The organism is Caenimonas koreensis DSM 17982, from assembly GCF_009646335.1.
GTDB lineage: Bacteria > Pseudomonadota > Gammaproteobacteria > Burkholderiales > Burkholderiaceae_C > Ramlibacter > Ramlibacter koreensis.
The window spans coordinates 93,259-116,403 of the sequence record NZ_WJBU01000010.1 but is presented as its reverse complement, the minus strand read 5'-3'; the positions used below and the strand labels follow the sequence as shown (position 1 = coordinate 116,403).

The following is a 23,145-nucleotide window of genomic DNA, read 5'->3' as shown; positions in this document are numbered from 1 at the left end:
GGCAATCGAGCGCCTCGCTGCATGGGTTCGCGGGGCGCCGACCAGGCAGCAATGCATCCCTTGGCGGAGGTCACCATGAAGCGCTCGTTTACCCATATCGCCCTCGCGGCAGTTGCCGCTGCCGCGCTCACACTCGCTGGCTGCGGCGGAGGCGGCGGCGGTAGCGCAAGCCCCGTGGTCCCGCCCACACCTGCACCCACAGTGCAGCAGGCCCTGGCCGCTGCGGCGGCGCAACCGGCCAACGACACCTCAGCCAATTCCTCGGCTCCATTCAGCGTACTGCAGGCAGCAGGCGTGGCTGCAGTCACCATAGCCAGCCCGCCGAAAGTCAACTTCGCCGTTTTCACCAACGGCGCCGTCAAGCAGGACCTGAAGCTCTCCGATGTCAGCCTGATCATTGCCAAGCTGGTTCCTGGCACCAACGGCGACCCCGACGTGTGGCAAAGCTACACCTTCCGCACCGAGACAGCGACCGCTGGCGTTGGCCCGAACGGCGTGCCAGCGCTCGCCTCGGCCAAGCAGGCCGCTGCCGACGGCAAGCAGACCGACCCCGCACTGGCCGCGGCGCAGCTGACCTACAACGCAGACGGCTACTACACCTACACCTTCAAGACCGACATCACCAACCCCGCCCTGACCAACGGCGTGACGTATGAGCCCAACCGCACGCACCGGGTGGCAATACAGCTGAGCTACGTCAATGCGGCCGGCGAAACCGTCAAGGTCAATCCGTACTTCGACTTCCGCATTGGCGCTGACGGCAAATCCGTCGCGGTGACCGACCCCGCCCTCACGCGCAAGATGACCGACGTCACGTCATGCAACTCGTGCCACGAGAAGCTGGCGCTGCACGGCGGTGGCCGGGTCGACACGCAGTTCTGCGTGACGTGCCACAACCCCGGCACGACCGATGCCAACAGCGGCAACGTGCTGACGCTGTCGACCATGGTGCACAAGATCCACTCGGGCAAGCTGCTCAAGAAGGCACTCGACGAAGGCAAAGGCGGCGAGGACTACACGATCTGGGGCTACAAGGACGAGAAGATCGGGTTTGCCGAGGTCGGCTTCCCGCAAGACCTGCGCAATTGCACCAAGTGCCATTCGGGCTCCAACCCCGCCACGCCACAGGGCGACAACTGGAAGACCCGCCCCAGCAAGGAAGCGTGCCTGACGTGCCACGCCAACAATGCGGGCTCTGACTGGGACACGAGTCACAAGGTCATTGCCGGCACGCTCGTCGGTGCGGGCGCGCAAGCCAAGGCCCTGACGAACAAGCAGTGCGCAGATTGCCACGTGGTGGGCTCCAACATCTCGCCGGAGCGCGTGCACTGGAACCAGAACGAAGAGAACGCGGCCAAGTACAAGATGAACATCGAGAGCGTGGCCTTTGACGCGGTTACGCGCAAGGTCACGGTCAAGTACTTCCTGTCTGACCCGACGGCTGGCAACGCCGCCTACAACCTGATCACGCCCGAGTGCACGTACACCGGCACAGCAAGCGCCTGCACACCGGCCTCGGGCACGAACAACACCAGGTTCGGCAACCTGCGCTTCTACCTGGCCTACATGAACATGGTGGGCCAGAACACGGCGATCACGGAGTTCTCGGCGAACAACACCGGCGGCAGCGGTGCGAACGCCTGGGCGACGGCCGGAACCAACGACGGCACGAATCACTACACGGTCCAGATCACTGTTCCGGCCGATACGGCGACTGCGGTGGCTGCAGGTACGGCGCGCGTCGTCAGCATCGGGCAGATCAAGGAGCCGAAGCTGCAGGTGAAGTGGGCCACCGACCCGCGGCCCGAAGTCGTCCCCAAGGCGCTGGTCAACACCGTCGTGCAGCACACGTACATGGACGTCGCACTGTCAGGCCCGCTGACGCCGCGCCGCGTGATCGTGTCCAACGAGAAGTGCAACGCATGCCACGGCTCCCTGGGCACGACCTCGGGCTCGAACACGTTGTCCGAGGCATTCCACGGCGGAGCACGCAATACGGTGGAAGCTTGCGTCACCTGCCACGACGCCAACAAGATGTCGGCCACCGTGATGACCAACGGCCTGGCCATGAACGAGTCGTACCAGTTCAAGCGGATGATCCACGGCATCCACGGCAACTCGAAACGCACTTATCCGTTCACGCACGGCAACCCGGTGCAAGGCCCGTTCAACAAGGACGGCGCGCTGACGGCCACGGGCACGTTCTACACCGACCAGCGCTTCACGATCGCCAACGTTGCCTCGACGGTGATCACGGCCGGCACCACTGTCCCGGCGGGCAGCACGTTCGTGTCGATCATTGACCTCGTGCGGCAGGCCGCCACCACGGCTGGCTATACCGGCGCACCGACGGGATACGTCGAGAACTACGCAGCCGAGGTCGCGTGGCCGGGCGTGGGCATCAACTGCAATGCGTGCCACGTGAACAACTCCTACAAGGTTGACCAGGGCCCGCTCGGCGCTGTCACCGGCAAGCCAGGCGGCACCGCCGATCCGAAACTGTGGACGGTGATATCGCCCAAGGCGGCCACCTGCACGGCCTGCCACGACTCGTCCAAGGCGATCGCCCACGTGACCAGCTTTGGCAGCGCGTCGTATGGCAACCGCACGCAGACACAGTCGCTGGTCACACAGGAAACCTGCGCGGACTGCCACTCCAGTGGCGGCTTCAAGGGCGTCGATATCGTCCACGGCCAGAAATGACGGCGGCCATCTCGCGCGTTCTTGCTGCGCTCGCCCTGGCAATCCTGGGGCTGCTGGCGCCTGCGGGCCTGGCGTGGTCTGCTGGCGTTGACGCGGCGGCCTCGGCCGCCTGCGTGAAATGCCACGACGAGGAAGACCTGCCCGAGAGCAGGCGGCACGCCCACTCGGTGCTTGCCGATGCGCGCACACCCACTTGCGTGACCTGCCACGGCATGAGCCCCACGCACGTGACAAAGCCAGCTGACGCGAAAGAGCGGCCCGCGCCCGACCGTGTATTCGGCAAGAACGCCAAGGTGCCGGCCAGCACACTCAACAATGCTTGCCTCACCTGCCACCAGAAAGATGCAAAGCGGGCCTTGTGGGGCGGCAGCCAGCATGACACGTCGGACCTTGCGTGCTCCACCTGCCACAAGAACCACACGAGCAACGACAAGGTGCTGGCCCGCGCATCACAAACCGAGGTTTGCTACACCTGCCACAAGGAGCAGCGCGCGCAGCACGCACGGCCCTCGCACCACCCTGTGCCCGAAGGTCGCATGAGCTGCTCGGACTGCCACAACGTGCACGGCTCGGCCGGGCCCAAGCTGGCCAAGCGCGACAGCACCAACACGACCTGCTACACCTGCCATGCCGAAAAGCGCGGCCCCTTCGTGCATGCGCACGAGCCAGTGGACCAGGATTGCGCAAGCTGCCACAACCCGCACGGCAGCACCGTGGCGTCCATGCTCAAGGCGCGCCCGCCCATGCTGTGCCAGCAGTGCCACACGCCGCACGTGGCAGGCGGCGTCGGCGCGCTGGGCGGGCAGCCCGGGGTGTTCCCGCCCGCCGTGGGCGCACAGGCCACGTCGTCCATCACCGGCATCAGCGGCGGCAAGAACGTGGTGAACATCTGGCAGGGCCGCAGCTGCACCAACTGCCATACGCAGGTGCACGGTTCGAACAACCCGTCGGCCACCAACCCGACGCCACGCCTGCTGACCCGCTGAATCGAGGAAGACCCACATGATTCCGCGCCCCCGCCCCCCCTTGTCTTTCTCGCTCTCGCTACTTGCGCTGTCAATCGTCTCCGGGTTCGGCCCGGCCCACGCGCAGTCCGTCGCTGAAGGCTCGATCACCATTGGCGCCAGCGTCATCGATGGGAGTCGCGCGGACCGCACGGTGGTCGACCAGTACACCGGCTTGCGCCCTGGCACGAGCGCGTTCGGCGCGTTGAGCGGCGACTACTGGCGTGCCGATGAAAGCAAGGGCACGTCCGTTGATTTCCGGGCGAGCGACCTGTTCGGCGGCAATCGCGAATTGGGCCTGCGCTGGAAGAAGCAGGGCGACTGGAAAGTGTCCGCCGAATACCGCGAGCAAGTGCGCCGCGAGAGCGCACTGGCCACCACAGCCAGCGGCCAGGAACTCGACTTCAAGCTCAAGCGCACCGGCCTGGGCCTTGAGCTGTCGAAGGTGCTCGGCGAGCACTGGCAAGTCGATGCCAGCGTGCAAAGCGAAAAGAAGGAAGGCTCGCGCCTGTGGGGCATCGGCATGAACTGCCCTTCGCCCAACGCGCCGGGCTGCCGCGGCACCACCGGCACTGAAGTCGGCTGGGCCGTACTGCTGTTACCAGAGCCGGTCCATGCAACCCACACACAGCTGCAGGCCCGGGTGAGCTACGCCGCAGACCGGCTGAGCGTATCCGGCGGTTACTACGGCTCGATCTACCGCAACGACTACGGCAGCCTCGCGCCCACCGTGCCGGCGGCACTGCGCAACGCGCTGGGCAATCCCCTGCCCTTGTCTGCCGGATTTGCTGGCGTGCTCGGGCAGCCGGTGGCCCTGTCGCCCGACAACCAGGCGTGGCAGCTCGACCTCACGGGAAGCTATCGATTCACCGACACAACGCGGATGAACTTCAAGCTGGCCCGCTCGCAGGCCACACAGCACCAGTCGTTTGCAGACGCGGGCCTGACAGGCGCACCCGCTGGCGTCACCGACCTGGGCGGCAAAGTCACCACCACGCTCGCGCAGCTCGGCCTCACGGCGCGCCCTGCCCCCAAGCTGTCGATGTCGGCCACGCTGCACTACGAGAACAAGGACGACCAGACGCCGCTGGCGCTCTACAACGTCGAAGGCACTTCCGCCTATACCAACCGGCGCCTGCCGCGCACCGACATGCGCGCGCGCGTGCAAGGTACCTACCAGTTCAACAGCGACTGGCGCGGCACGCTCGCGGCCACGTACGAATCGATCGACCGCGGCGTCTTCACGCCCACGAGCGCCGTGGCAGGCATCACGGCGCTGCGCCAGAAAACCGAAGAGACTGGCTTGCGGGCCGAAGTGCGCCGGCGCATGACCGATGACTTGAGTGGTGCCATCAGCGTGGAGAGCAGCCGGCGTGGCGGCTCGGCCTGGCTGCGCGACAACAGCGGGACCGGCGTGACTGAAGTCACCGATGCGGCCGCGCAAGGCGTGGGCTACACCTCGGGCATCTTCATGCCGACACTGGCGGACCGCAAGCGCGACAAGATCAAGTTCCAGGCCGACTGGCAAGCCAGCGAGAGCGTGGCCCTGCAACTGAGCGCAGAAACCGGGCGCGACAGCTACAGCTCGCCAAGCCGCTACGGCGTGAGCCGCTCGGCGCTCGAGTCCGTGAATGTTGACGCCACCTGGGCCGTGAACGACAAGTGGAACATCACCGCCTTCGCATCGGCCGGCCGGCAAGGGCTGGACCAGTCGCGCCCTGACAGCGCCATCATGGCGTTCGACAACCGCTCGACCACGTTGGGCCTGGGCTTCACCGGCAAGCCCCGCAGCGGGCTGGAAGTGGGCGGCACGCTGTCGTATGCGCATGACCGCAGCATCTACGCACAGACGCTGGACGCCACGGCGGGCGGCGAAAGCGTTGCCCTGCTGGCCGCAACCGGTGGGCTGCCCGACATCATCTTCCGCCAGCAAGTCGTGAAGCTGTTCGGCAAGTACACGCTCGACAAGCAATCCCTGGTGCGGCTGGACATTGCCCTGGCGCGCACCAGCTGGAACGACTGGGCCTGGGGCTACAGCGGCACGGCGTTCACCTATTCGGACGGCACCACCGTCAGCCGCAAGCATGTGCAGAACGTGAGCGCCTTGGGGTTGTCCTATATCCGCCGCTGGCCGTAAGCCGCACACGCGCGCTGCCGCACGCGCGATGGCTTCTGTTGATCCTCGTCAACAGAAGCCACCGCGCGAGGTCGCACCATGCAATTGCCTTTCATCCACCTTACTGTTGCGGAGTCCGCCATGAAACTCAAAGCTGCCCACCTGGCCACCAGCGCACTGTTCGCGCTTTCATTCATGCTCCCTGCGTCCGCTGCAGTCGATGCGGACGCAGCCACCAAGATGAGCAAGGATGCGGGTTGCACAAAGTGCCACTCCGTCGACAAGACCAAGAAGGGCCCGTCGTTCCAGAAAACGGCTGCCAAGTACAAGGGCAAGGCCGATGCCGAGGCGAAGCTGTCGGAGTTTCTGACCAAGAGCCCGAAGGTCAAGATGGATGACGGCACCGAGGAAGAGCACAAGGCGATCCCGGCCAAAGACGCCGCCGGCATGAAGAACCTGATCCAGTACATCCTGGCGCAATAGGCCCGGCCAATCGACCTTCCAGGACACACCAACATGCCACCACCATCGGCGACCGTCGCGGCCCCGCATCCCGAGACTGGTAGCGCGCCTTCGGGCGTCTCCATCCCGCACTACCTGGAGCAGGTCTACTCATGGGCCTATGTGCACCCCAATGCCGTACGCGTCTTCGAGCGCGAATGGCTGGTCAACCTCATCCTGTTCGGCAACTACGGGCGCCTGCGCGATGCGGCGCTGGCCGAGCTTGGCAGCGTGGTGCGCGGCGCAACGCTGCAGGTAGCCTGCGTTTACGGAAACCTCACCATGCGCCTGCGCGAGCGGCTCGCGCCTGATGCACAGCTCGACATCGTGGACGTGCTGCCCATCCAGCTGGCCAACCTCGCGGCCAAGATGCCTGCAGATGAGCGCGTCGCATTGCTGCGCGGCGACTCATCGTCCCTCGCCTGCGAAGACGCGAGCTATGACCAGGTGCTCCTGTTCTTCCTGCTGCATGAGCAGCCCGAGGCCGTGCGGCGCAAGACACTGGCCGAAGCACTGCGTGTGGTCAAGCCGGGCGGCAGGGTCGTGATCGTTGACTACCACCGGCCCGTGGCGTGGCACCCGCTTCGCATGCTGATGCGGCTGGTGTTCCGCAAGCTCGAGCCCTTCGCGATGGACCTGTGGGACCACGAGCTGGAGCACTTCCTGCCTGCCGATGTACCACTGGCCTCGGCCGAGCTGCAAACGTGGTTCGGTGGGCTGTACCAGAAGCTCGTGCTGACTCGCTGAGCACGCGTAACACCCCATGGAAACGTACCACTGCGACATCGTCATCGTCGGTGCCGGCGGCGCGGGCCTGCGCGCTGCCATCGCCGCCGCGCAGGCCAACCCCGCACTGAGCATCGCGCTCGTCTCCAAGGTCTACCCCATGCGCAGCCACACCGTGGCTGCAGAAGGCGGCGCGGCGGCCGTGACGCAGGCGCACGACAGCCTGCAGGCGCACTTCCATGACACCGTGGCCGGTGGTGACTGGCTGTGCGAGCAGGACGTCGTCGAATACTTTGTGGCCCAGGCCCACGAAGAGATGGTGCAGATGGAGCACTGGGGCTGCCCGTGGAGCCGCAAGGCGGACGGCCATGCCAATGTGCGCGCATTCGGCGGCATGAAGATCGAGCGCACATGGTTCGCGTCCGACAAGACGGGCTTTCACATGCTGCACACGTTGTTCCAGACGTCGATGCAGTTCCCGTCGATACGCCGCTTCGACGAACACTTCTGCGTGGACCTGCTGGTCGATGAAGGCCGCGCGCAAGGCGTGGTCACTATCGAAGTCGCTACCGGCAACTTCACGATGATCCAGGCCAGGGCCGTGATCATCGCCACCGGCGGCGCGGGCCGCGTCTTTCGTGAGAACACCAATGGCGGCATCGTCACGGGCGACGGCATGGCACTCGCCTACCGCCACGGTGTGCCGCTGCGCGACATGGAGTTCGTTCAATACCACCCCACGTGCATGCCGGGCACAGGGCTGCTGTTCACCGAAGCGTGCCGCGGTGAAGGCGGCTTTCTGTTGAACAAGGACGGCTATCGCTACCTGCAGGACTACGGCCTGGGGCCAGCCAGCCCGAAGCCAGTGAACAAGGCGATGGAGCTGGGCCCGCGCGACCGCCTGAGCCAGGCGTGGTGGCACGAAAAGCAGAAGGGCCGCACGATTGCAGGCCCGCACGGCGATGTGGTGCATCTGGACTTGCGCCACCTGGGCGAGGCCTACCTGCGCGAGCGCCTGCCGCAGATCTACGAGCTGGCCTTGCAGTACCTCGGCGTGGACCCTGCGCTCGCGCCGATCCCCGTGCTGCCCGCTGTGCACTACACGATGGGCGGCATCGTGGCAGACAGATCCACTGCATCGACATTGCCGGGCCTGTACTCCGTGGGCGAATGCTCCAGCGTCGGGCTGCATGGTGCGAACCGGCTTGGCTCCAATTCACTGACCGAGCTGCTCGTGTTCGGCAAAGTCGCCGGGCTTGAAGCAGCGGCATTTGCAAAGGCAACGCCAGCTGGCAATACAGCCAAGCTGGAATTGCTGGCGACAGATGCGCAACTTCGCGCGACGGGCATTGCCACTCGCACGAGCGGCCACCAGCGCGTGGCCACGTTGCGCCGCGAGATGGCGCAGGCCATGGAAGACGGCTGCGGCATCTACCGCACCGCTGCCACCATGCAGGCGACTTGCGACAAGCTCGCCGAACTCAAGGAACGCAGCCGCCACATCCAGCTCGACGATCATTCGCGCGGCTGGAACACCGACTGGCTGGTTGCCATCGAGCTGGGTTACCTGCTCGACGTGGCACAGGCCATGGCGCATTCGGCACTGGAGCGGCGCGAGTCCCGCGGCTCGCACCAGCGGCTCGATGGCTACACGGAGCGCGACGACACCCACTACCTCAAGCACTCGCTGGCGACTTATGCAGGCGAGCGCGACGCACCACGCATCCACTACAGCCCCGTGACGATCACAAGCTCGCAACCCGGCACACGTGCATACGGCGCTGCGGGTGAAGCGGCGGACCGCAGCAACGAAGAGGCGCACCATGCATGACGGCAAGCAGATCGAGATCCAGGTGCTGCGCTATCGCCCGGAGCGCGAAGACGAGCCGGTGTGGCAAAGCTGGCGCGTGCCGTACACCGACGACATGTCGGTGCTGCAGGGCCTGCAGTACATCAAGGACGAGCTCGACGGCTCGCTGAGTTTTCGCTGGTCGTGCCGCATGGCGATCTGCGGCAGCTGCGGGATGATGATCAATGGCAAGCCGAACCTCTCGTGCCAGACTTTCCTGCGCGAACTCGCGCCAGGGCCGGTGCGCATCGAGGCGCTGGCGCACTTCCCCATCGAGCGCGACCTGGTGGTGAACGTCGAGGGTTTCGTGAAGAAGCTCGAAAGCGTCAAGCCGTGGATCATTCCTGAAGCACCGCGTGCGCTGAGTGAAGGCGAATACCTGCAGACGCCGATGCAGCTGGAGCAGTTCGAGCAGTTCAGCTCGTGCATCAACTGCATGCTGTGCTACGCGGCGTGCCCGCAATTCGGGCTCGACCCTGCGTTTCTCGGGCCGGGCGTCATTGCCCTGGCGCACCGCTACAACGCGGATTCACGCGACGGCGGCGCACGAGAGCGCATGAAGATCATGAGCACCGAAGAAGGCGTGTGGAGCTGCACCGCAGTGGGCTACTGCTCTGAGGTCTGCCCCAAGCATGTGGACCCGGCGAATGCGGTGAACCAGAACAAGGTCAACAGCGCGAAGGATTACTTCCTTCGATTCCTGTCACCGAAAGGGGCGCGCAAATGAAAGACGCGACGCAGCATCCAACAACCACTAGCCGCGGCTACATGCGCCCCATGCAAGGCTGGTGGCGGCGCGACCCGTTCTTCGTGCGCTACATGGTGCGTGAAGCGACGGCGCTGGGTGTGCTCGCGTATGCGATCGTGCTTGCGGTGGGCGTTGTACGCCTGGCGCAGGGCGAAGCGGCGTGGAACGGCTGGCTCAGTGCGCTGCGCAGCCCGGTCTCGATCACGCTGCATCTCGTGCTGCTCGCCTGCATGCTCGTGCATGCGCAAAGCTGGTTCGAGATCATGCCCAAGACGATGCCGATGATCTTCGTGGGCGGCAAGCGTGTGGCTGCGCAGACGATCTCGCGCATTGGTTATGCGGCGGCAGCAGCGGCCTTTGTCGCGGTGCTTGTGATTGCTGGGTGGCTGCGATGAGCCGCCGCTCCAACGCGCCCATTTTCTGGCTGCTGTTCGGCGCAGGCGGCATGCTTGCGGCGCTGCTTGCGCCGGCACTCGTGCTGGTCACTGGCCTGGCGGCGCCGCTCGGCTGGCCGTTTGGCGCTGACTTCATGAGCTACCCCCGCATGCTCGCGTTTGCGCAAAACTGGATCGGCAAGGGCTTCATCTTTGTCGTGATCAGCCTGTTCGCATGGCACGCGATGCATCGCATTTTCCACAGCTTGCACGATGTGGGGGTGCATTCTGGGGCTGTTGCGAAGCTGGTCTGCTATGGGGTGGCTTTGGTCCTGACTGGTGTTGTCCTTTTTGGGTTACTTGCTGTTGGGGGTTGAATTCTGTTCAGGGCGCTCGCGGCAGGTGGACTCTGGCGCGAGTTAACCAACTGGGTGGGTGTGACCAGGTCTCGGCTCGCTTCGCATTGCCTGGAATGGTGGACGGCGCGGTGAGGCGGTAACTTGTTTGCGGTCAACTCGTCCGCGCGTTGACCGACAAGACACGCAGCGGTCGGTATCTCGTTGATCAAGCGCAGCTGTTGGCTCGCGGTAGGCGGACTCTGGCGCGGCCGACTTTTGTGAGCGGCTTTGAAATTTTCCTTCGGACCGGATCGCGCTTTAGCGCGACTCGTGCACTGACTTGCGAAAGTTGTTTGAGCGGAGAGTTTGCTTGCAAACTCGCAGCGAGTTTCTTTCGCACCGGTCCGAAGGAAAATTTCAAAGCGAAGTTTGCGCGACAAGCGCAAACCGTCACAGCAGGAGGCCGCGCCAGAGTCCGCCTGCCGCGAGCTGCCCTGAACAAACAGAGCGCCCTGAACAAACAGAGCGCCCTGAAGAAGAGAGCGCCCCGAACAACCGCGGCCACAGCACAACAAACAGCTCAAGAATCCGCGTCCACCAACCCATGCTTGACCGCATACCGCACGAGCTCGCTGGCGTTATGCAGCCCCATTTTCTGCATCAGGTTCGCCTTGTGCGTACTCACCGTCTTGACCGACAGACTCAGCTGCTCGCCAATCGCCGACACCGATTCACCATCGACCAGCAGCCGGAACACCTGGAACTCACGATCCGTCAATGACTGGTGAGGCGCCTGCTCCTGCGCGCCGGGCATGGCGCCGAGCGCAAGCTGTTCGGCGACCTCGGGCGTGACATAGGCGCCACCGGCTGCGATGCGCCGGATGGCCTGCACCAGCTGCGACGGCGCGCTCTCCTTCGTCAGGTAGCCGCTCGAGCCGGACTTGATGGCGCGCACGGCGTACTGCGACTCCTGGTGCATCGACAGAATCAGGATGCGCAGCTTGGGCCGCTCGGCCTTCACCAGCTTGATCAGCTCCATGCCGCTGCGCCCGGGCATCGACAAGTCGAGCACGAGCACATCGAATTCAAGTTCGCGCACACGCTGCATCACCTCGGTGCCATCGCAGGCCTCGCCCAGCACCTGCATGCCTTCGGCCTCGGAGACGATGCGCTTCAACCCCTCACGCACGATGGCGTGGTCATCGGCAATGACGATGCGGATCATGCGCGCGCGTCCTGCTCGTTCACGGGGATACGCACCACCACGCTGGTGCCGCGCCCAGGTGCGCTGTCAATCTCGACCGAGCCCTTGAGCAGCTGGGCGCGCTCTTGCAGACCCATGAGCCCCAGCGACTCGGGCCGGCGCGTGGCCGTCGGCGAGAAACCCTTGCCATCGTCGCGAACCTCCAGCCGGATCATGTGGGGCGCGATCGTCACGGAGACCGCTGCGCTGTGCGCCTGCGCGTGCTTGGCGATGTTCTGCAGCGACTCCTGCACGATGCGGAACACGGCAGTGGCGTAGGGCTCGCGCAGGTCCAGGTCTTCGGGCACATCCAGCACCACCTTCACGCCCGAGCGCTGCGTGAAATTGGTGGCCAGCCAGTCGATGGCCGGGCCCAGGCCCAGGTCGTCCAGCAGCAGCGGGCGCAAATCAGCGGCAATGCGGCGAGTGGACGCCACGGCACGGTCGAGCATGTCAAGCATGCCGGTGATTTTCACCGAGGTTTCCTCAGGCGACTCCTGCGCATGCTCGCGAATCCAGATCGTGTCCATCTTCAGCGCGGTGAGCGACTGCGCGAGCTCGTCGTGCAGCTCGCGCGCCACCCGCGTCTTTTCCTCTTCGCGGATGGCCTGCGCGGCAACGGCAAACTCACTGCGCTCTTCCTGCGCGCGCACGCGCTCGGTCGCATCCCGCAGGATCACGGTGAACAGCTTGCCGTCCACCGTATCGAGCTGCGAGATCGAGGCGTCCATCGGGAACTCCTCGCCGTCGGCACGCCGCCCCATGATCAGGGTGCCGTCGCCCATGCGCCGCGACGTCACGCCGTGTTCGCCGAACCTGCGGATGTGATCGCCGTGCGCCTGGCGGAACCGCTCGGGCATGAGCTTGCCCAGCGGCTGGCCGATCGCCTCGTCGGTGGGCCAGCCGAAGATGTGCTCGGCGGCGCGGTTGTACATGACGATGCGCTGGCCTTCGTCGACGGTGATGATCCCGTCCATTGCCGAATCGAGCAGCCCTGCCAGCCGTGCCGACAGGCGCACATGGCGTTCTTCGGCCAGCACGCGCACGGTGATGTCACGCAGGATGACTGTGTAGAGGTGCCCATTGGGCGTGTCCAGGTGCGAGATCGACGCGTCCATCGGGAATTCTTCGCCGTTGGCGCGCATTCCCTTGATGGCGGTGACGCCGCCCATGCGCCGCGACGTGACGCCCGTCGCCCCGAAGCGCGTGATGTGCGCGGCATGGGCGGCGCGAAAGCGCACCGGGATCAGCTTGTCGATCGGCTCGCCCAGCAACTGCTCGCGCGGCCAGCCAAAGAGCCTTTCGGCCGCGCGGTTGCACAAAACGATTCGCTGCCGGCTGTCCACCGTGATGATGGCATCCATTGCCGAGTCGAGCAGGCCGGCCAGGAGCGCGGATGCATTCGAAGGGTCGTCTCCCAGGGCGGAGGCAATGAGGTTGAGCACATCCCGAATTTAGCTCACGGATGCACCAAAGCGAACTCATCAATTAGGCCGAAGGTGTTAGTGCCCCATTGCGGATGACCATCACATGCGGCTTTGCATGGCGCACGACGTACTCGGCGTCGCTGCCCATCAGCACCCGATGCAGCCCGCGGCGGCCATGGGTGCCGACCACGATCAGGTCGGCATTGCACAGCTTGGCCTGCGTGACGATGGCATGCCCTGCACGCTCGGTATCGCTTTCGGCCAGCATGCATTCGACCTCAACGCCTGCGCGCCGGGCCCGCACCGAAGCCTCGAACAGCACGCGGTCGCTCTCCTGGCGCAGTGCGTCCACATAGGTTTGGGCGAGCGACCTGCGGCGGTCATCCCCAGGCAGGTGCGAAGGGCCTTCCAGCACATGCACGAGACGCAACGTTGCATAGACCGTGGAAGCGAGCTTGATTGCGTAGTCAAGCGCAGCGTTGGACACATCGCTGCCGTCAACGGCAACGAGGATTTTCTTGTACATGACGATTTCCCGCTCGTTGCCGATCAGGCCGCCTTGTCTTCTTCGCTGCGCACGGTCAGCACCGGCACGGGCGCCAGGCGCAGGATTTCTTCCGCACCGCTGCCCAGCAGCACACGACCCGCACCGCGCCTGCCGTGCGTGCCAACCACGATCAGGTCGGCGCCGAACTTCTTCGCCTCTTCGGCCACGCTGATGCCCAGGCGCTGGCCCGGGTCGTCGATGAGCACGGTGTCAGCCTCGACGCCGGCGGCCTGTGCAATAGCGAGCGCATCGGCCAGCACGCGGCTGGCGTCTTCGCGCACCACGCTGAGCAAGTTGGGGTTGTAGTCGTAGGCACCCAGGTACACGAGCTGGTCCAGCGTGTGCACCAGGCGAATGCTGGCGCCCGCATCGCGAGCGAGATTCAGCGCCGCGACCAGCGCTTTGTTGGACGTGGGGCTGCCGTCGATGGGCACGAGAATGCGCTTGAACATGGGAGCTCCGTCAGTGGATGAACACCGTTTCATCATGGCCCTGTGCGCGGGCGGCCAGTTGACGCGGATCAATCAGCCGCTGTTCATCTCGAGCAGCGCTGCGGCCAGTGGCCCGGCCATGCTGATGCCATTGGTTGCATGCGGCACGGTGTCGCACGTGACCACCTGCGTGTAGCCTGCTTGCAGCAATGCAGCCTGCAGTTCAGGCGCGAACAGCGCGTGCACGCCAATGCACACCGGCGGGCGCGAGCCGGCTGCGCGCAGCGCGTGCCCTGCCGCCAGCACCGTTGCACCCGAGGAAATGATGTCATCCACCAGCACCGGCGTGTGCGAGCCGAGCAGCAGCCGGGGTGCGGCATCGAGCGTCACATCCCTGTCGCCATGCCGCGTCTTGTTGAGCACGAAGAACGGCGCCTGCGCGAGCGCCGCCACCTGCTCGACCCACTGCCGGCTCTCCGAGTCGGGGCCGACCAGCACGGGCGACTCGATATGCCCGCGTATCCACTGCGCGATCGCCTCAGCCGCGGGCACGACCCGCGTGCGGATGGAATAGATCTGCGACAGGTCGTGCCAGCGGTGCAAATGCGGATCGACCGTGATGAGGAAATCAACCGCCTGCGACAACACGCGCGCGAATGTCTTCGACGAGATCGCATCGCCTGGCTGGAACCGCATGTCCTGCCGCATGTAGGCCAGGTACGGGCACAGCAAACCCACCGACAGCGCGCCGAGCTCGCGTGCGGCATCGGCTGCAAAGAGCAGCGACAGCACTTTGGCATCTGGCTGGTGAAGACTGCCGACGAGCACCACGCGCTGGCCCTGCACGTCGCAGCCGATGCGCACGAGCTGCTCGCCATCCGGAAACCGGTGCACCACCAGGGGTGACCAGCTGCACTGCAGTTGTGTGGCCAGCGCCGCCGCCAGCGCAGCGCCGCCGGGCAGGGTCAGCAGGAGCATCAGGCGTCCCTCAGGATGTGGATGGTGTCGATCTGCGCCGAGGCGTACTCGAGCGCATACGCGGCCTCGCCGGGCGACTGTGCGTGGATGGCAAAAAGCGGCTGGCCACGCTCGACAAAGTCGCCGGCCGCCACATGCAGGTCCAGCCCCGCGCAAGGTGAAGACGGCGCGCCCGCCAGCTTGGCAATGCGCGAGAGCCGCCGGTTGTCGATGCCCAGCACCACACCGCTGCGCCGCGACTCGAACTCCACGACATAGGCAGCAACGGGCGGCGCGCGCATGCCGCCCTGCGCCTGGCAGATGTCCTGGAACTTGCGCCAGGCGCGCCCGTCGGCAAGCACCTGCGATGCCATCGCCAGACCCTCACCTGCCGGCGCGGCGCCGCCGAACTCGAGCAGTTCGCCAGCCAGCGCGAGCGCCCTGCCCACCAGGTCAGCCGGCGCGCTGTTCTGGTTTTGCAGCACGGCCAGCACATCGCGCGCTTCCAGCGCGGGGCCAATGCCGCGCCCCACGGGCACCAGGCCGTCCGTGCGTGCGATACGCACGTTCAAGCCGATGGCGTGCGCCGCAAATTCCAGCAATGCCGACAGGTCATCTGCGGCAGCCGCACTGCGCACCTTGGCTGTCGGGCCGATGGGCATGTCGATCAGCACATGCGTCGATCCGGCGGCCGCTTTCTTCGACAGGATCGACGCGACGAGCTGGCCCTGGCTGTCCAGGTCAAGTGGCCGCTCGACGCGTATGAGCACGTCGTCGGCCGGGCTCAGGCGCACCGAGCCGCCCCACACGATGCAGCCGCCCGTGGCCTCGACCACGCGGCGCATCGCCGGCACATCGAGATCGACAGGCGCGAGTGTTTCCATCGTGTCGGCCGTGCCGGCGGGTGACGTGATGGCGCGTGACGATGTCTTGGGCATGCGCAGGCCACACGCGGCGACGATGGGCACGATGATCATGCTGGTGCGGTTGCCCGGCAGGCCGCCCACGCAGTGCTTGTCCATCACCGTGCCGCCGCCCCACTCGATGCGCTCGCCCGCATCGACCATGGCGCGGGTGAGCATGACCGTCTCGTCAGCGGCCAGCCTGTCGCCCGCACAGGCGGTCACGAAGGCTGCAAGCTGCAAGTCGGAGTAGCGGCCCGCAGCAATGTCGGTGACGACGGATTGCATGGCTGCTTCGGTCAGGCGGCGCCCATAGGCTTTGGCGCGCACGAAGCCCAGCGATTCGAGTGGCTTGGGATGGTTCAGCGCCACCTCGTCGCCCTCGCGCCCGTCGAGCAGGCGCCAGGCAGCTTCAGACAGGCCCGCTTCACCGGGCACGAGGAAGTCGCCCGTCACGACGTTGAGCGTGGCGATGATCGACTTGTCGCCATGCGTGACTTGCACGCGCGACTCGGCCTCGAAGCCTTCGGACCGGCACACGGGGCAGTCGCGGTGCATGTAAAGCACCGGCTGCTGGTACGTGTCGATACCCAGGCGGCGCAGCCGCAAGCGGTTGTGGGGCGTAGCGTCCACGCGCCGCGGTGGCGTTGCCTTACTTGGCGGAGTTGCCCGGCGCCGGGCAGGTGTTGATGCCCAGCAGCGTGTAAAGCGGGCACATGCCAACAGCACCGGTCAACAGCGGCACAACGCCGATGTAGCCCCACATGCCTATCGTGTTGGTGGCAGCCAGGCCAATGAGCACCAGGCCCGCGACGACGCGCACGGCACGATCAAGAGTTCCTTCATTGACTTTCATTGCAAGTTCCTTGGGTTGGGGGCGGTGCGCCCGCGTGGTTTGAATGGCGTGAACAGTATGGGGCACGACTCAGGCTGGCCGGCGGCGCTCATGCGCAGACTGGCACGACGTGCAGAACGCGGCTTCAGGCAGCGCATGCAAACGCGCCGGCTCGATGGGCTCGCCACAGTCCTGGCAGGTGCCGTAGGTGCCCTCGCGCAGGCGTGCGTAGGCGGCTTGCACCTGTGCGAGTTCCTGCGCGGCGCTCCAGACGCGCGCTTCATCGACTTCGCCTTGCGCATCGACAGCGGCGATGTCCTTGAAGTCGCTGACTTCGCCGTCGTCCACCGACTCGCTCGCCTGCGTCGCCAGACTCATGAGCGAGCGCAACTCGGCCTCCCGGCGAGCCAGCGCCTGCTGGTAGTCCGTGTGGATCGGTGTGGATGTAGCGGTCATGACGAGGGGTCTCCTGTGATGCATTCCATTTTTCGCCCGCCGATCGCACAGCGTGTTGATCCTCGTCAATGGCCACTGACAAAACGCGAACAGACTCTGCCGCCATGGCCTGCGCTATGACTCGTCCTGCTCAACCTGCTGCCTGCGCTCATCCGGCGCGCTCGCGTGCGGCCGCCCCCGTGATGCTGCTGGTGATTGCGCTGTGCAGCCTGCTCGCGTCGCCGCTCGCGCGCGCTGCCGATCGAGCGGACACCGCCGCCAACCTGTGCACGCTCGATCTCGACACGCCCCGCCGCCCGCGGGACTTCACCGCGGCGGCGGCGGCCATCGCGCCCGCCGTCGTCACGATCGTGGTCGTGCGTGAGCGATCGGGCGAGACGTCTGCCGAGCGCGCCTATTCATCGGGCTTCGTCATCGACGCGGATGGCTACATCGTGGGCGCCGCGCACGCCGTGAGGTCCGCCGGGCAAACATGGGTGGTGCTGGCGGACGGCCGCACTTTTCGCGCTCGCGTCGCGGGCCTGGACCGCCGCAGCGACGTGAGCCTGCTCAAGATCGAGACGCGAGGCCTGCCGGTGGTCCAGGCAGCACCGCGGCCGGTGTGCACAGGCGAATGGGTGGCATCGCTGGGCACGCCCTTCGGCTTCGACTATTCGGTCAATGCAGGCATCGTCAGCGCGTTTCCCCGGTACCTGCCGGGCAGCAATGGCGTGGGCATGATCCAGACCGATGTCGCGATGAATCCCGGCAGCTCCGGTGGCCCGCTCTTCAACGCCAGGGGCCATGTCGTGGGCATGAGCTCGATGGTCTATTCAGACACCGGCATGTTCCTGGGCGTGTCATTCGCGGTGCCGGTGGCCCGCGTGCTGCAGGTGGTGGGCGAGCTGAAGCAGCGCGGGCATGTGCGTACGGCGACCATTGGCGCGCACTTGCAGGGCGTGAGTGCGGGCCTGGCGACGGCGTTCGGCCTCGACCGTCCGCGTGGCGGCATCGTTGTCGATGTGCTTGGCGACGGGCCCGCCGCGCGGGCCGGTGTGCGCAGCGGTGACATCGTGCTGGCGATCAATGGCGTAGCAGCTGGCTCATGGGCGGACATTGAAGAAGGCATTGCCGCAAGCGCCGTGGGCGCTGAGCTGTCGCTCACCATCTGGCGCGACCGCAGCGAACGCACCATTGCCCTGCGCACCGCTGCGCTGCCGCCCGACATGCCTTTGCAAAGCAGCCAGCCGCACACACCCCTTCCCAGGCTGGGCTTGAGCCTGGACACGGCCCGGCGTGCGGCCATGCAAGCGGGCCTTTACGTCGAGTCAGTGGCGGGGCCCGCACTGGTGGCCGGTGTCGAGCCAGGCGACCGCATCGTGGCGGTCAACGGTATCGCGGTCGATGATGCGGCGGCGTTCGACGCGGCGCTGTCGCGCGTGGGCAACGTGCCTGTGGTGGCGTTGCTCGTGGCGCGCGCTGACGCGCTGGTCTACCTGCCCGTCACACGGTCTGAGCCTTGACGCCCGGGCGATGCGGGATCGCCCGCAAGGGCTTTAACGCACCACCAGCACGGGCACCTGCGCGAGCGTGACCAGCTTGCTCGATACGCTGCCCAGGAGCAGGCCCGACAGGCCCGAGCGGCCATGCGATCCGGCCACGATGAGATCGGCCTGCTCGTCGTTGGCGCATTGCACGATGCCCTTGGCGGTTGCCACGTCTTCGAGCAGGCGCAGTTGCAGCTCGACGCGCGGGTTGGCCGCTTCGCACAGGGCCTCCACGTGTGCATGGGCTTGCGCCGCATGGTCCTGCGCCGCCGACATGTAGGCCTGCAGGCCCATGGGGTTGGTATCGCCAATGCCAATGTACGGATACGGGTCGATGACGTACACAGCCGTTATCTTTGCGCCGTGCGTACGAGCCAGATCCACGGCCATGGCGACAGCCTTTTCGCTGGCGGGGCTGCCGTCAGTGGCCAGCAGGATATGTTTGAACATGAAACACCTCACTTGTGAAGCCCCGATGCTGCCTGCCGGCAAGTCGCCCGCACTTGAGGCGTGTCAAACACACGCGCTGTCGCGCACCTGAAGATGCGGTCCACAGGAGTTTGCCCATGAGTGTTCGCCATCTTGATCTGCTTTTCCAGCCCCAGTCCATCGCTGTCATCGGCGCGTCGTCGCGCGAGGCCAGCCTGGGCGCGGTGGTCTGGCGCAACCTGGTGCAGGGGGGCTTTGCCGGGCCGCTCTGGCCCGTCAATGCCAAGCCGCAGACGATAGGCGGCATCCAGACCTTCGCCGATGTCGAATCGCTGCCGCACGCGCCCGACCTGGCCGTGATCTGCACGCCCGCCGCGACTATTCCCGGCATCATCGATGCGCTCGGCCGCAAGGGCACGCGCGCAGCCATCGTCATCACCGCGGGCTTGCGGGTGCCGTCGGCCACACCGGGCGTGACGATCGAGCAGGCGATGCTCGATGCAGCGCGCCCTTACCTGCTGCGCGTGCTGGGGCCCAACTGCATCGGCCTGCTCGCGCCCGCGATTGGCCTGAACGCGAGCTTTGCGCCTGGCCAGGCGCTGCCGGGGCACCTGGCATTCCTCACGCAATCGGGCGCGCTGGCCACGGCAATGCTCGACTGGGCGAACGAGCGGCGCATCGGCTTTTCGAACTTTGTGTCGCTCGGCGACAGTGCCGACGTGGACTTCGGCGACCTGCTCGACTACCTCGGCAGTGACTCGAACACACGCGCCATCCTGATGTACGTCGAGTCGATCAAGCATGCGCGCAAGTTCATGTCGGCCGCACGTGCCGCCGCGCGCAACAAACCGGTGATCGTGGTCAAGGCAGGCCGTGCACCCGACGGCGCGAAGGCGGCGGCGTCGCACACGGGCGCGCTCGCCGGATCAGACACGGTGTTCGATGCGGCCGTCAAACGTGCAGGCATGCTGCGCGTGGACACGCTCGAAGCACTGCTCGATGCGGCCGAGACGCTGGCCCATCCGCAACCGTGGCGCGGCGAGCGGCTCGCCATCCTCACGAATGGCGGCGGCGCCGGGGTGCTTGCTGCTGATGCACTGCAGCTGCGCGGCGGCACACCGGCAAAGCTGTCCCAGGAAAGCCTGCTGGCGCTGGATGCAGCGCTGCCCACAGGCTGGTCGCGCGGCAACCCGATCGACATCATTGGCGATGCGCCGGTGGGCCGCTACACCGACGCGCTGAAAGTGCTGCTTGCCGCGCCCGAAGTCGATGGCGTGCTTTTCATGCATGCGCCCACGGCGATCGTGCCTGCGCCCGACATTGCCAATGCCTGCCTGCCACTGATGAAAGGTGCGGGCAAGCCCGTCATCGCGTGCTGGCTGGGTGGCACCAGCGTGAAGTCCGCGCGTGAGACGAGCGAGGCACAAGGCATCGCGTGTTACAGCACGCCCGAAAGGTCAGTCGCCGCATGGCTGCAGCTGCAGGACTACCAGCGCAACCAGCAGGCGCTGCTGCAGTTGCCGGAAGCAGCACGGCCGCACGCTGCGAGCGATGGCGCTGCAGCGCCTGACCCGCACAGCCGCGAGAAGGCGCGGGCCATCGTGGCGCAAGCGCTGCGCGACGGCCGCGAGTGGCTCGACGAGGTGGAGGCAATGGCGCTGCTGGAGTGCTACCGCATCCCCACCGTCGCCACCGCCATGGCGCGCACGCCCGACGAGGCAGTGGCTGCAGCAGCGCACCTGGGCTATCCCGTCGCCCTGAAGATCCTGTCTGCGCAGATCCTGCACAAATCCGACGTAGGCGGCGTCGTGCTCGGCCTGCGCAGTGGCGATGAAGTGCACGACGCGGCCATCCGCATGCGCCAGCGTGTGGCACACGATGTTCCGCACGCGCACGTCACCGGCTACACGGTGCAGAAAATGGCTGTGGCAAGCGGCATGCGCGAGCTGATCGCCGGCATTTCGACTGACCCTGTCTTCGGCCCCGTCGTGCTGTTTGGCGAAGGCGGAACGGAAGTCGAATTGCGCGGTGACCGCAGCATTGGCCTGCCGCCGTTGAACGATGTCCTGGCCAATGACATGGTCGCGCACACGCAAGTAGGCCGCCTGTTGAAAGGCTATCGCGGCAAGGCCCCAGCAGACATGAACGCCGTGACCGCAACGCTGCTGCAGCTGTCAGCCATCGCCTGCGACCTGGCAGGCGTGGTCGAGCTGGACATCAACCCGCTGCTGGCCGGCCCGCACGGTGTGCTGGCCGTGGATGCGCGCATTCGCGTGCGCACGCCTGCGCTGCCGGGCGATGGCCGGCTCGCGCTGCGGCCCTACCCATCAGAGCTGGAGCAAAGCGCAACCGTGGACGGCAGCGCAATGTTGCTGCGCCCCATTCGCCCCGACGACGGCGAGCGGCTGAAGTCCTTCTACGCAGCAGCCACACCCGACGACATGCGGCTGCGGTTCTTCCTGGCGCGGCGCGTGGTGCCGCACTCGGAACTGGCGCGCTACTGCCAGATCGACTACGACCGCGAGATGACCTTCGTCGCCATGGACGGCGATGCCATCGCAGGCGAAGTGCGCGCAGTGTGCGACCCCGACAACCGCCAGGCCGAGTTCGCCATCCAGGTCGCAAGCCAGTGGCAAAAACGCGGGCTGGGCAGCGTGCTGATGGACAAGCTGCTTCGCTACCTGGAGCGGCGCGGCACGGCCGAAGTGCTGGGCCAGTGCCTGAAGGACAACCGCGGCATGGCAGCGCTTGCAACGCAAAAGGGCTTCAGCGTGCGGGCCACTGACGACAACCTGGTGCACATGCGCCGGGTCCTTGACGCAAGTCAAGCCTGCGATGCGCCCGATCAACCAAGATGAAGTCCCCCGTCAGCACAGGAGCGATAAAAATGTTCAAGCGAATTCTGGTCCCCATCGACGGCAGCGAGACATCAAAGAAGGCGCTGGGCGTCGCCGTGCAGATGGCGAGTGAGGCAGGCGGGAGCATTCGCATCATTCACGCGCTGGACGACCTCTCGTTCATGTCGGGTCACGACCGCCGCGGCGACCTGATCTCGGTCGCGCAGGAAAACGCCAAGACCCTGCTGGCTGAAGCAGCAGCCTCCGCCAGGGCCAAGGGCATAGACGCCGACTGGAAGTTCATCGAAAAGCTCGGCGTGCGCCTGGGCGAGACGGTAGCCAGTGAGGCGAGTGAATGGAACGCGGACCTGATCGTCGTTGGAACGCATGGCCGCAAGGGGCTGGAGCGCGTGCTGCTGGGCAGCGGTGCGGAGCAAGTGATCCGCGCGGCGGCCACGCCTGTGCTGATCGTGCGTGGTGGGGGCTGAGCGGTGTCACCTCATTAGGCAGCGGGCACTCGCTCGTTGCCGCGTGCCTCACATCTCACCCGCCCGAGATGACCGAGCCAAAGGTCTCGGCGCGCGGCAGGCATGTGCATTCATGGGAACAAATGTCCTTCGCTGTGCCACACAGTGCACCGAATCAAGGACTTGCCATGGATATTTCCAAAACTGGACATCAACGCACCTCGATCACATCACGCCCGGTTGATGGTGATGCGGTTGCCCCCGTCACTCCGACAACCAATCGGAATGAACCTGGCCAGCTGAGCATGCAGCCGCCACAGGCAACGCAAACCGATGCGCCCTTGCTTGCAATCACGCCCTCGCAAGGCCCACGCAGCCCTTTGCTGCGATTGCCAAAAGATCTCTACAAGGCAATCGTTCAGCCGCTAGGAGGAAAGAGCTTAAACAGCCTCGCTGCCGTGTCTAAGGCGCTAACTGACCGTCTCAACGCGAGTGCCGCGCAAGACTCGATCCGGCAAACGCGCGAGCGAATCGCCGACTGCACCCAGCGCCTGCAGAAACTGGAAGCCAGGCTGGACTACTGCACCGATGTAATTATGGGCACGCAGGGGCACGAATATGCGAACGACCTTGAATACTTTGATGATCGGATTCGCGAGGCGGACAGTCTGCCAGGCAAGATCGAACAAGTGAAGCAAGAGCTTGCCGCTTTGTCGGGATGAGTTTTGC

The 23,145-nt window shown here is 65.8% G+C and carries 22 protein-coding genes; 13 read left to right on the top strand and 9 right to left on the bottom strand.

Going from position 1 to position 23,145, the window contains the following annotated elements; translation table 11 throughout:
- Positions 1 to 75: 75 nt before the first annotated feature.
- The 9 genes from GHT07_RS11575 (at position 76) to frdD (ending at position 10,398) form a co-directional block, all read left to right on the top strand.
- On the top strand, positions 76 to 2,703 hold the full coding sequence (locus GHT07_RS11575; RefSeq protein WP_153585247.1) for an OmcA/MtrC family decaheme c-type cytochrome: 2,628 nt from the start codon (positions 76 to 78) through the stop codon (positions 2,701 to 2,703).
- The gene (locus GHT07_RS11570; RefSeq protein WP_153585246.1) at positions 2,700 to 3,689 is read left to right on the top strand and encodes a DmsE family decaheme c-type cytochrome; all 990 of its coding nucleotides are present in this window, start codon (positions 2,700 to 2,702) and stop codon (positions 3,687 to 3,689) included. Before GHT07_RS11575 ends, GHT07_RS11570 begins: the two co-directional genes overlap by 4 nt.
- 16 nt (positions 3,690 to 3,705) lie before the next feature.
- On the top strand, positions 3,706 to 5,844 hold the full coding sequence (locus tag GHT07_RS11565; protein WP_153585245.1) for an MtrB/PioB family decaheme-associated outer membrane protein: 2,139 nt from the start codon (positions 3,706 to 3,708) through the stop codon (positions 5,842 to 5,844).
- A gap of 120 nt (positions 5,845 to 5,964) precedes the next feature.
- Positions 5,965 to 6,306 carry a c-type cytochrome gene (locus GHT07_RS11560; RefSeq protein WP_153585244.1) on the top strand — a complete coding sequence of 114 codons (342 nt, stop codon included), beginning with the start codon at positions 5,965 to 5,967 and terminating at the stop codon, positions 6,304 to 6,306.
- A gap of 33 nt (positions 6,307 to 6,339) precedes the next feature.
- Entirely contained in the window at positions 6,340 to 7,071 is a 732-nt protein-coding gene (gene rquA, locus GHT07_RS11555) for a rhodoquinone biosynthesis methyltransferase RquA (RefSeq protein ID WP_153585243.1), read from the top strand.
- A gap of 16 nt (positions 7,072 to 7,087) precedes the next feature.
- Positions 7,088 to 8,881, top strand: coding sequence for a fumarate reductase (quinol) flavoprotein subunit (gene frdA / locus GHT07_RS11550; RefSeq protein WP_153585242.1), 1,794 nt, complete (start codon positions 7,088 to 7,090; stop codon positions 8,879 to 8,881).
- Positions 8,874 to 9,626: a succinate dehydrogenase/fumarate reductase iron-sulfur subunit gene (locus tag GHT07_RS11545; protein WP_153585241.1), complete on the top strand. Its 753-nt coding sequence runs from the start codon at positions 8,874 to 8,876 to the stop codon at positions 9,624 to 9,626. Before frdA ends, GHT07_RS11545 begins: the two co-directional genes overlap by 8 nt.
- Positions 9,623 to 10,042, top strand: coding sequence for a fumarate reductase subunit C (locus tag GHT07_RS11540; RefSeq protein ID WP_153585240.1), 420 nt, complete (start codon positions 9,623 to 9,625; stop codon positions 10,040 to 10,042). The genes GHT07_RS11545 and GHT07_RS11540 overlap by 4 nt, the downstream gene beginning before the upstream one ends.
- Positions 10,039 to 10,398, top strand: coding sequence for a fumarate reductase subunit FrdD (gene frdD / locus GHT07_RS11535; protein ID WP_153585239.1), 360 nt, complete (start codon positions 10,039 to 10,041; stop codon positions 10,396 to 10,398). Before GHT07_RS11540 ends, frdD begins: the two co-directional genes overlap by 4 nt.
- 541 nt (positions 10,399 to 10,939) lie before the next feature.
- Here the strand turns inward: frdD and GHT07_RS11530 are convergent.
- The 8 genes from GHT07_RS11530 to GHT07_RS11495 all read right to left on the bottom strand — a co-directional run bounded on the left by GHT07_RS11530 (position 10,940) and on the right by GHT07_RS11495 (position 17,157).
- The gene (locus GHT07_RS11530; protein WP_153585238.1) at positions 10,940 to 11,584 is read right to left on the bottom strand and encodes a response regulator; all 645 of its coding nucleotides are present in this window, start codon (positions 11,582 to 11,584) and stop codon (positions 10,940 to 10,942) included.
- Complete coding sequence (locus tag GHT07_RS11525) at positions 11,581 to 13,047, bottom strand: PAS domain-containing sensor histidine kinase (RefSeq protein WP_323740897.1); 1,467 nt, start codon at positions 13,045 to 13,047, stop codon at positions 11,581 to 11,583. Before GHT07_RS11525 ends, GHT07_RS11530 begins: the two co-directional genes overlap by 4 nt.
- Positions 13,048 to 13,090: 43 nt before the next feature.
- The gene (locus tag GHT07_RS11520) at positions 13,091 to 13,555 is read right to left on the bottom strand and encodes a universal stress protein (RefSeq protein ID WP_153585237.1); all 465 of its coding nucleotides are present in this window, start codon (positions 13,553 to 13,555) and stop codon (positions 13,091 to 13,093) included.
- 23 nt (positions 13,556 to 13,578) lie between these two features.
- Complete coding sequence (locus tag GHT07_RS11515; RefSeq protein ID WP_153585236.1) at positions 13,579 to 14,028, bottom strand: universal stress protein; 450 nt, start codon at positions 14,026 to 14,028, stop codon at positions 13,579 to 13,581.
- 72 nt (positions 14,029 to 14,100) lie between these two features.
- Positions 14,101 to 14,985, bottom strand: a complete 885-nt coding sequence (locus GHT07_RS11510) for a ribose-phosphate pyrophosphokinase (protein WP_153585235.1) — start codon at positions 14,983 to 14,985, stop codon at positions 14,101 to 14,103.
- Positions 14,985 to 16,499, bottom strand: coding sequence for a thymidine phosphorylase family protein (locus GHT07_RS11505; RefSeq protein ID WP_323740896.1), 1,515 nt, complete (start codon positions 16,497 to 16,499; stop codon positions 14,985 to 14,987). Before GHT07_RS11505 ends, GHT07_RS11510 begins: the two co-directional genes overlap by 1 nt.
- 19 nt (positions 16,500 to 16,518) lie before the next feature.
- Entirely contained in the window at positions 16,519 to 16,722 is a 204-nt protein-coding gene (locus tag GHT07_RS11500) for a YgaP family membrane protein (protein WP_153585234.1), read from the bottom strand.
- Between the two features lie 69 nt (positions 16,723 to 16,791).
- Positions 16,792 to 17,157, bottom strand: a complete 366-nt coding sequence (locus GHT07_RS11495; protein ID WP_228488305.1) for a TraR/DksA family transcriptional regulator — start codon at positions 17,155 to 17,157, stop codon at positions 16,792 to 16,794.
- A gap of 116 nt (positions 17,158 to 17,273) precedes the next feature.
- Here GHT07_RS11495 and GHT07_RS11490 point away from each other — a divergent pair, with 116 nt between their 5' ends.
- A complete protein-coding gene (locus GHT07_RS11490; protein ID WP_194792909.1) occupies positions 17,274 to 18,659 on the top strand; it encodes a trypsin-like peptidase domain-containing protein in 1,386 nt (461 codons plus the stop codon).
- Between the two features lie 33 nt (positions 18,660 to 18,692).
- On the opposite strand, the gene GHT07_RS11485 is transcribed toward GHT07_RS11490, so the two are convergent.
- Positions 18,693 to 19,133: a universal stress protein gene (locus GHT07_RS11485; RefSeq protein ID WP_153585231.1), complete on the bottom strand. Its 441-nt coding sequence runs from the start codon at positions 19,131 to 19,133 to the stop codon at positions 18,693 to 18,695.
- Positions 19,134 to 19,249: 116 nt separating this feature from the next.
- On the opposite strand from GHT07_RS11485, the gene GHT07_RS11480 reads away from it, so the two are divergent.
- The 3 genes from GHT07_RS11480 to GHT07_RS11470 all read left to right on the top strand — a co-directional run bounded on the left by GHT07_RS11480 (position 19,250) and on the right by GHT07_RS11470 (position 23,138).
- On the top strand, positions 19,250 to 21,970 hold the full coding sequence (locus tag GHT07_RS11480) for a bifunctional acetate--CoA ligase family protein/GNAT family N-acetyltransferase (protein WP_153585230.1): 2,721 nt from the start codon (positions 19,250 to 19,252) through the stop codon (positions 21,968 to 21,970).
- A gap of 29 nt (positions 21,971 to 21,999) precedes the next feature.
- A complete protein-coding gene (locus tag GHT07_RS11475) occupies positions 22,000 to 22,437 on the top strand; it encodes a universal stress protein (protein ID WP_153585229.1) in 438 nt (145 codons plus the stop codon).
- A gap of 167 nt (positions 22,438 to 22,604) precedes the next feature.
- The gene (locus GHT07_RS11470; protein ID WP_153585228.1) at positions 22,605 to 23,138 is read left to right on the top strand and encodes a hypothetical protein; all 534 of its coding nucleotides are present in this window, start codon (positions 22,605 to 22,607) and stop codon (positions 23,136 to 23,138) included.
- Positions 23,139 to 23,145 lie beyond the last annotated feature (7 nt).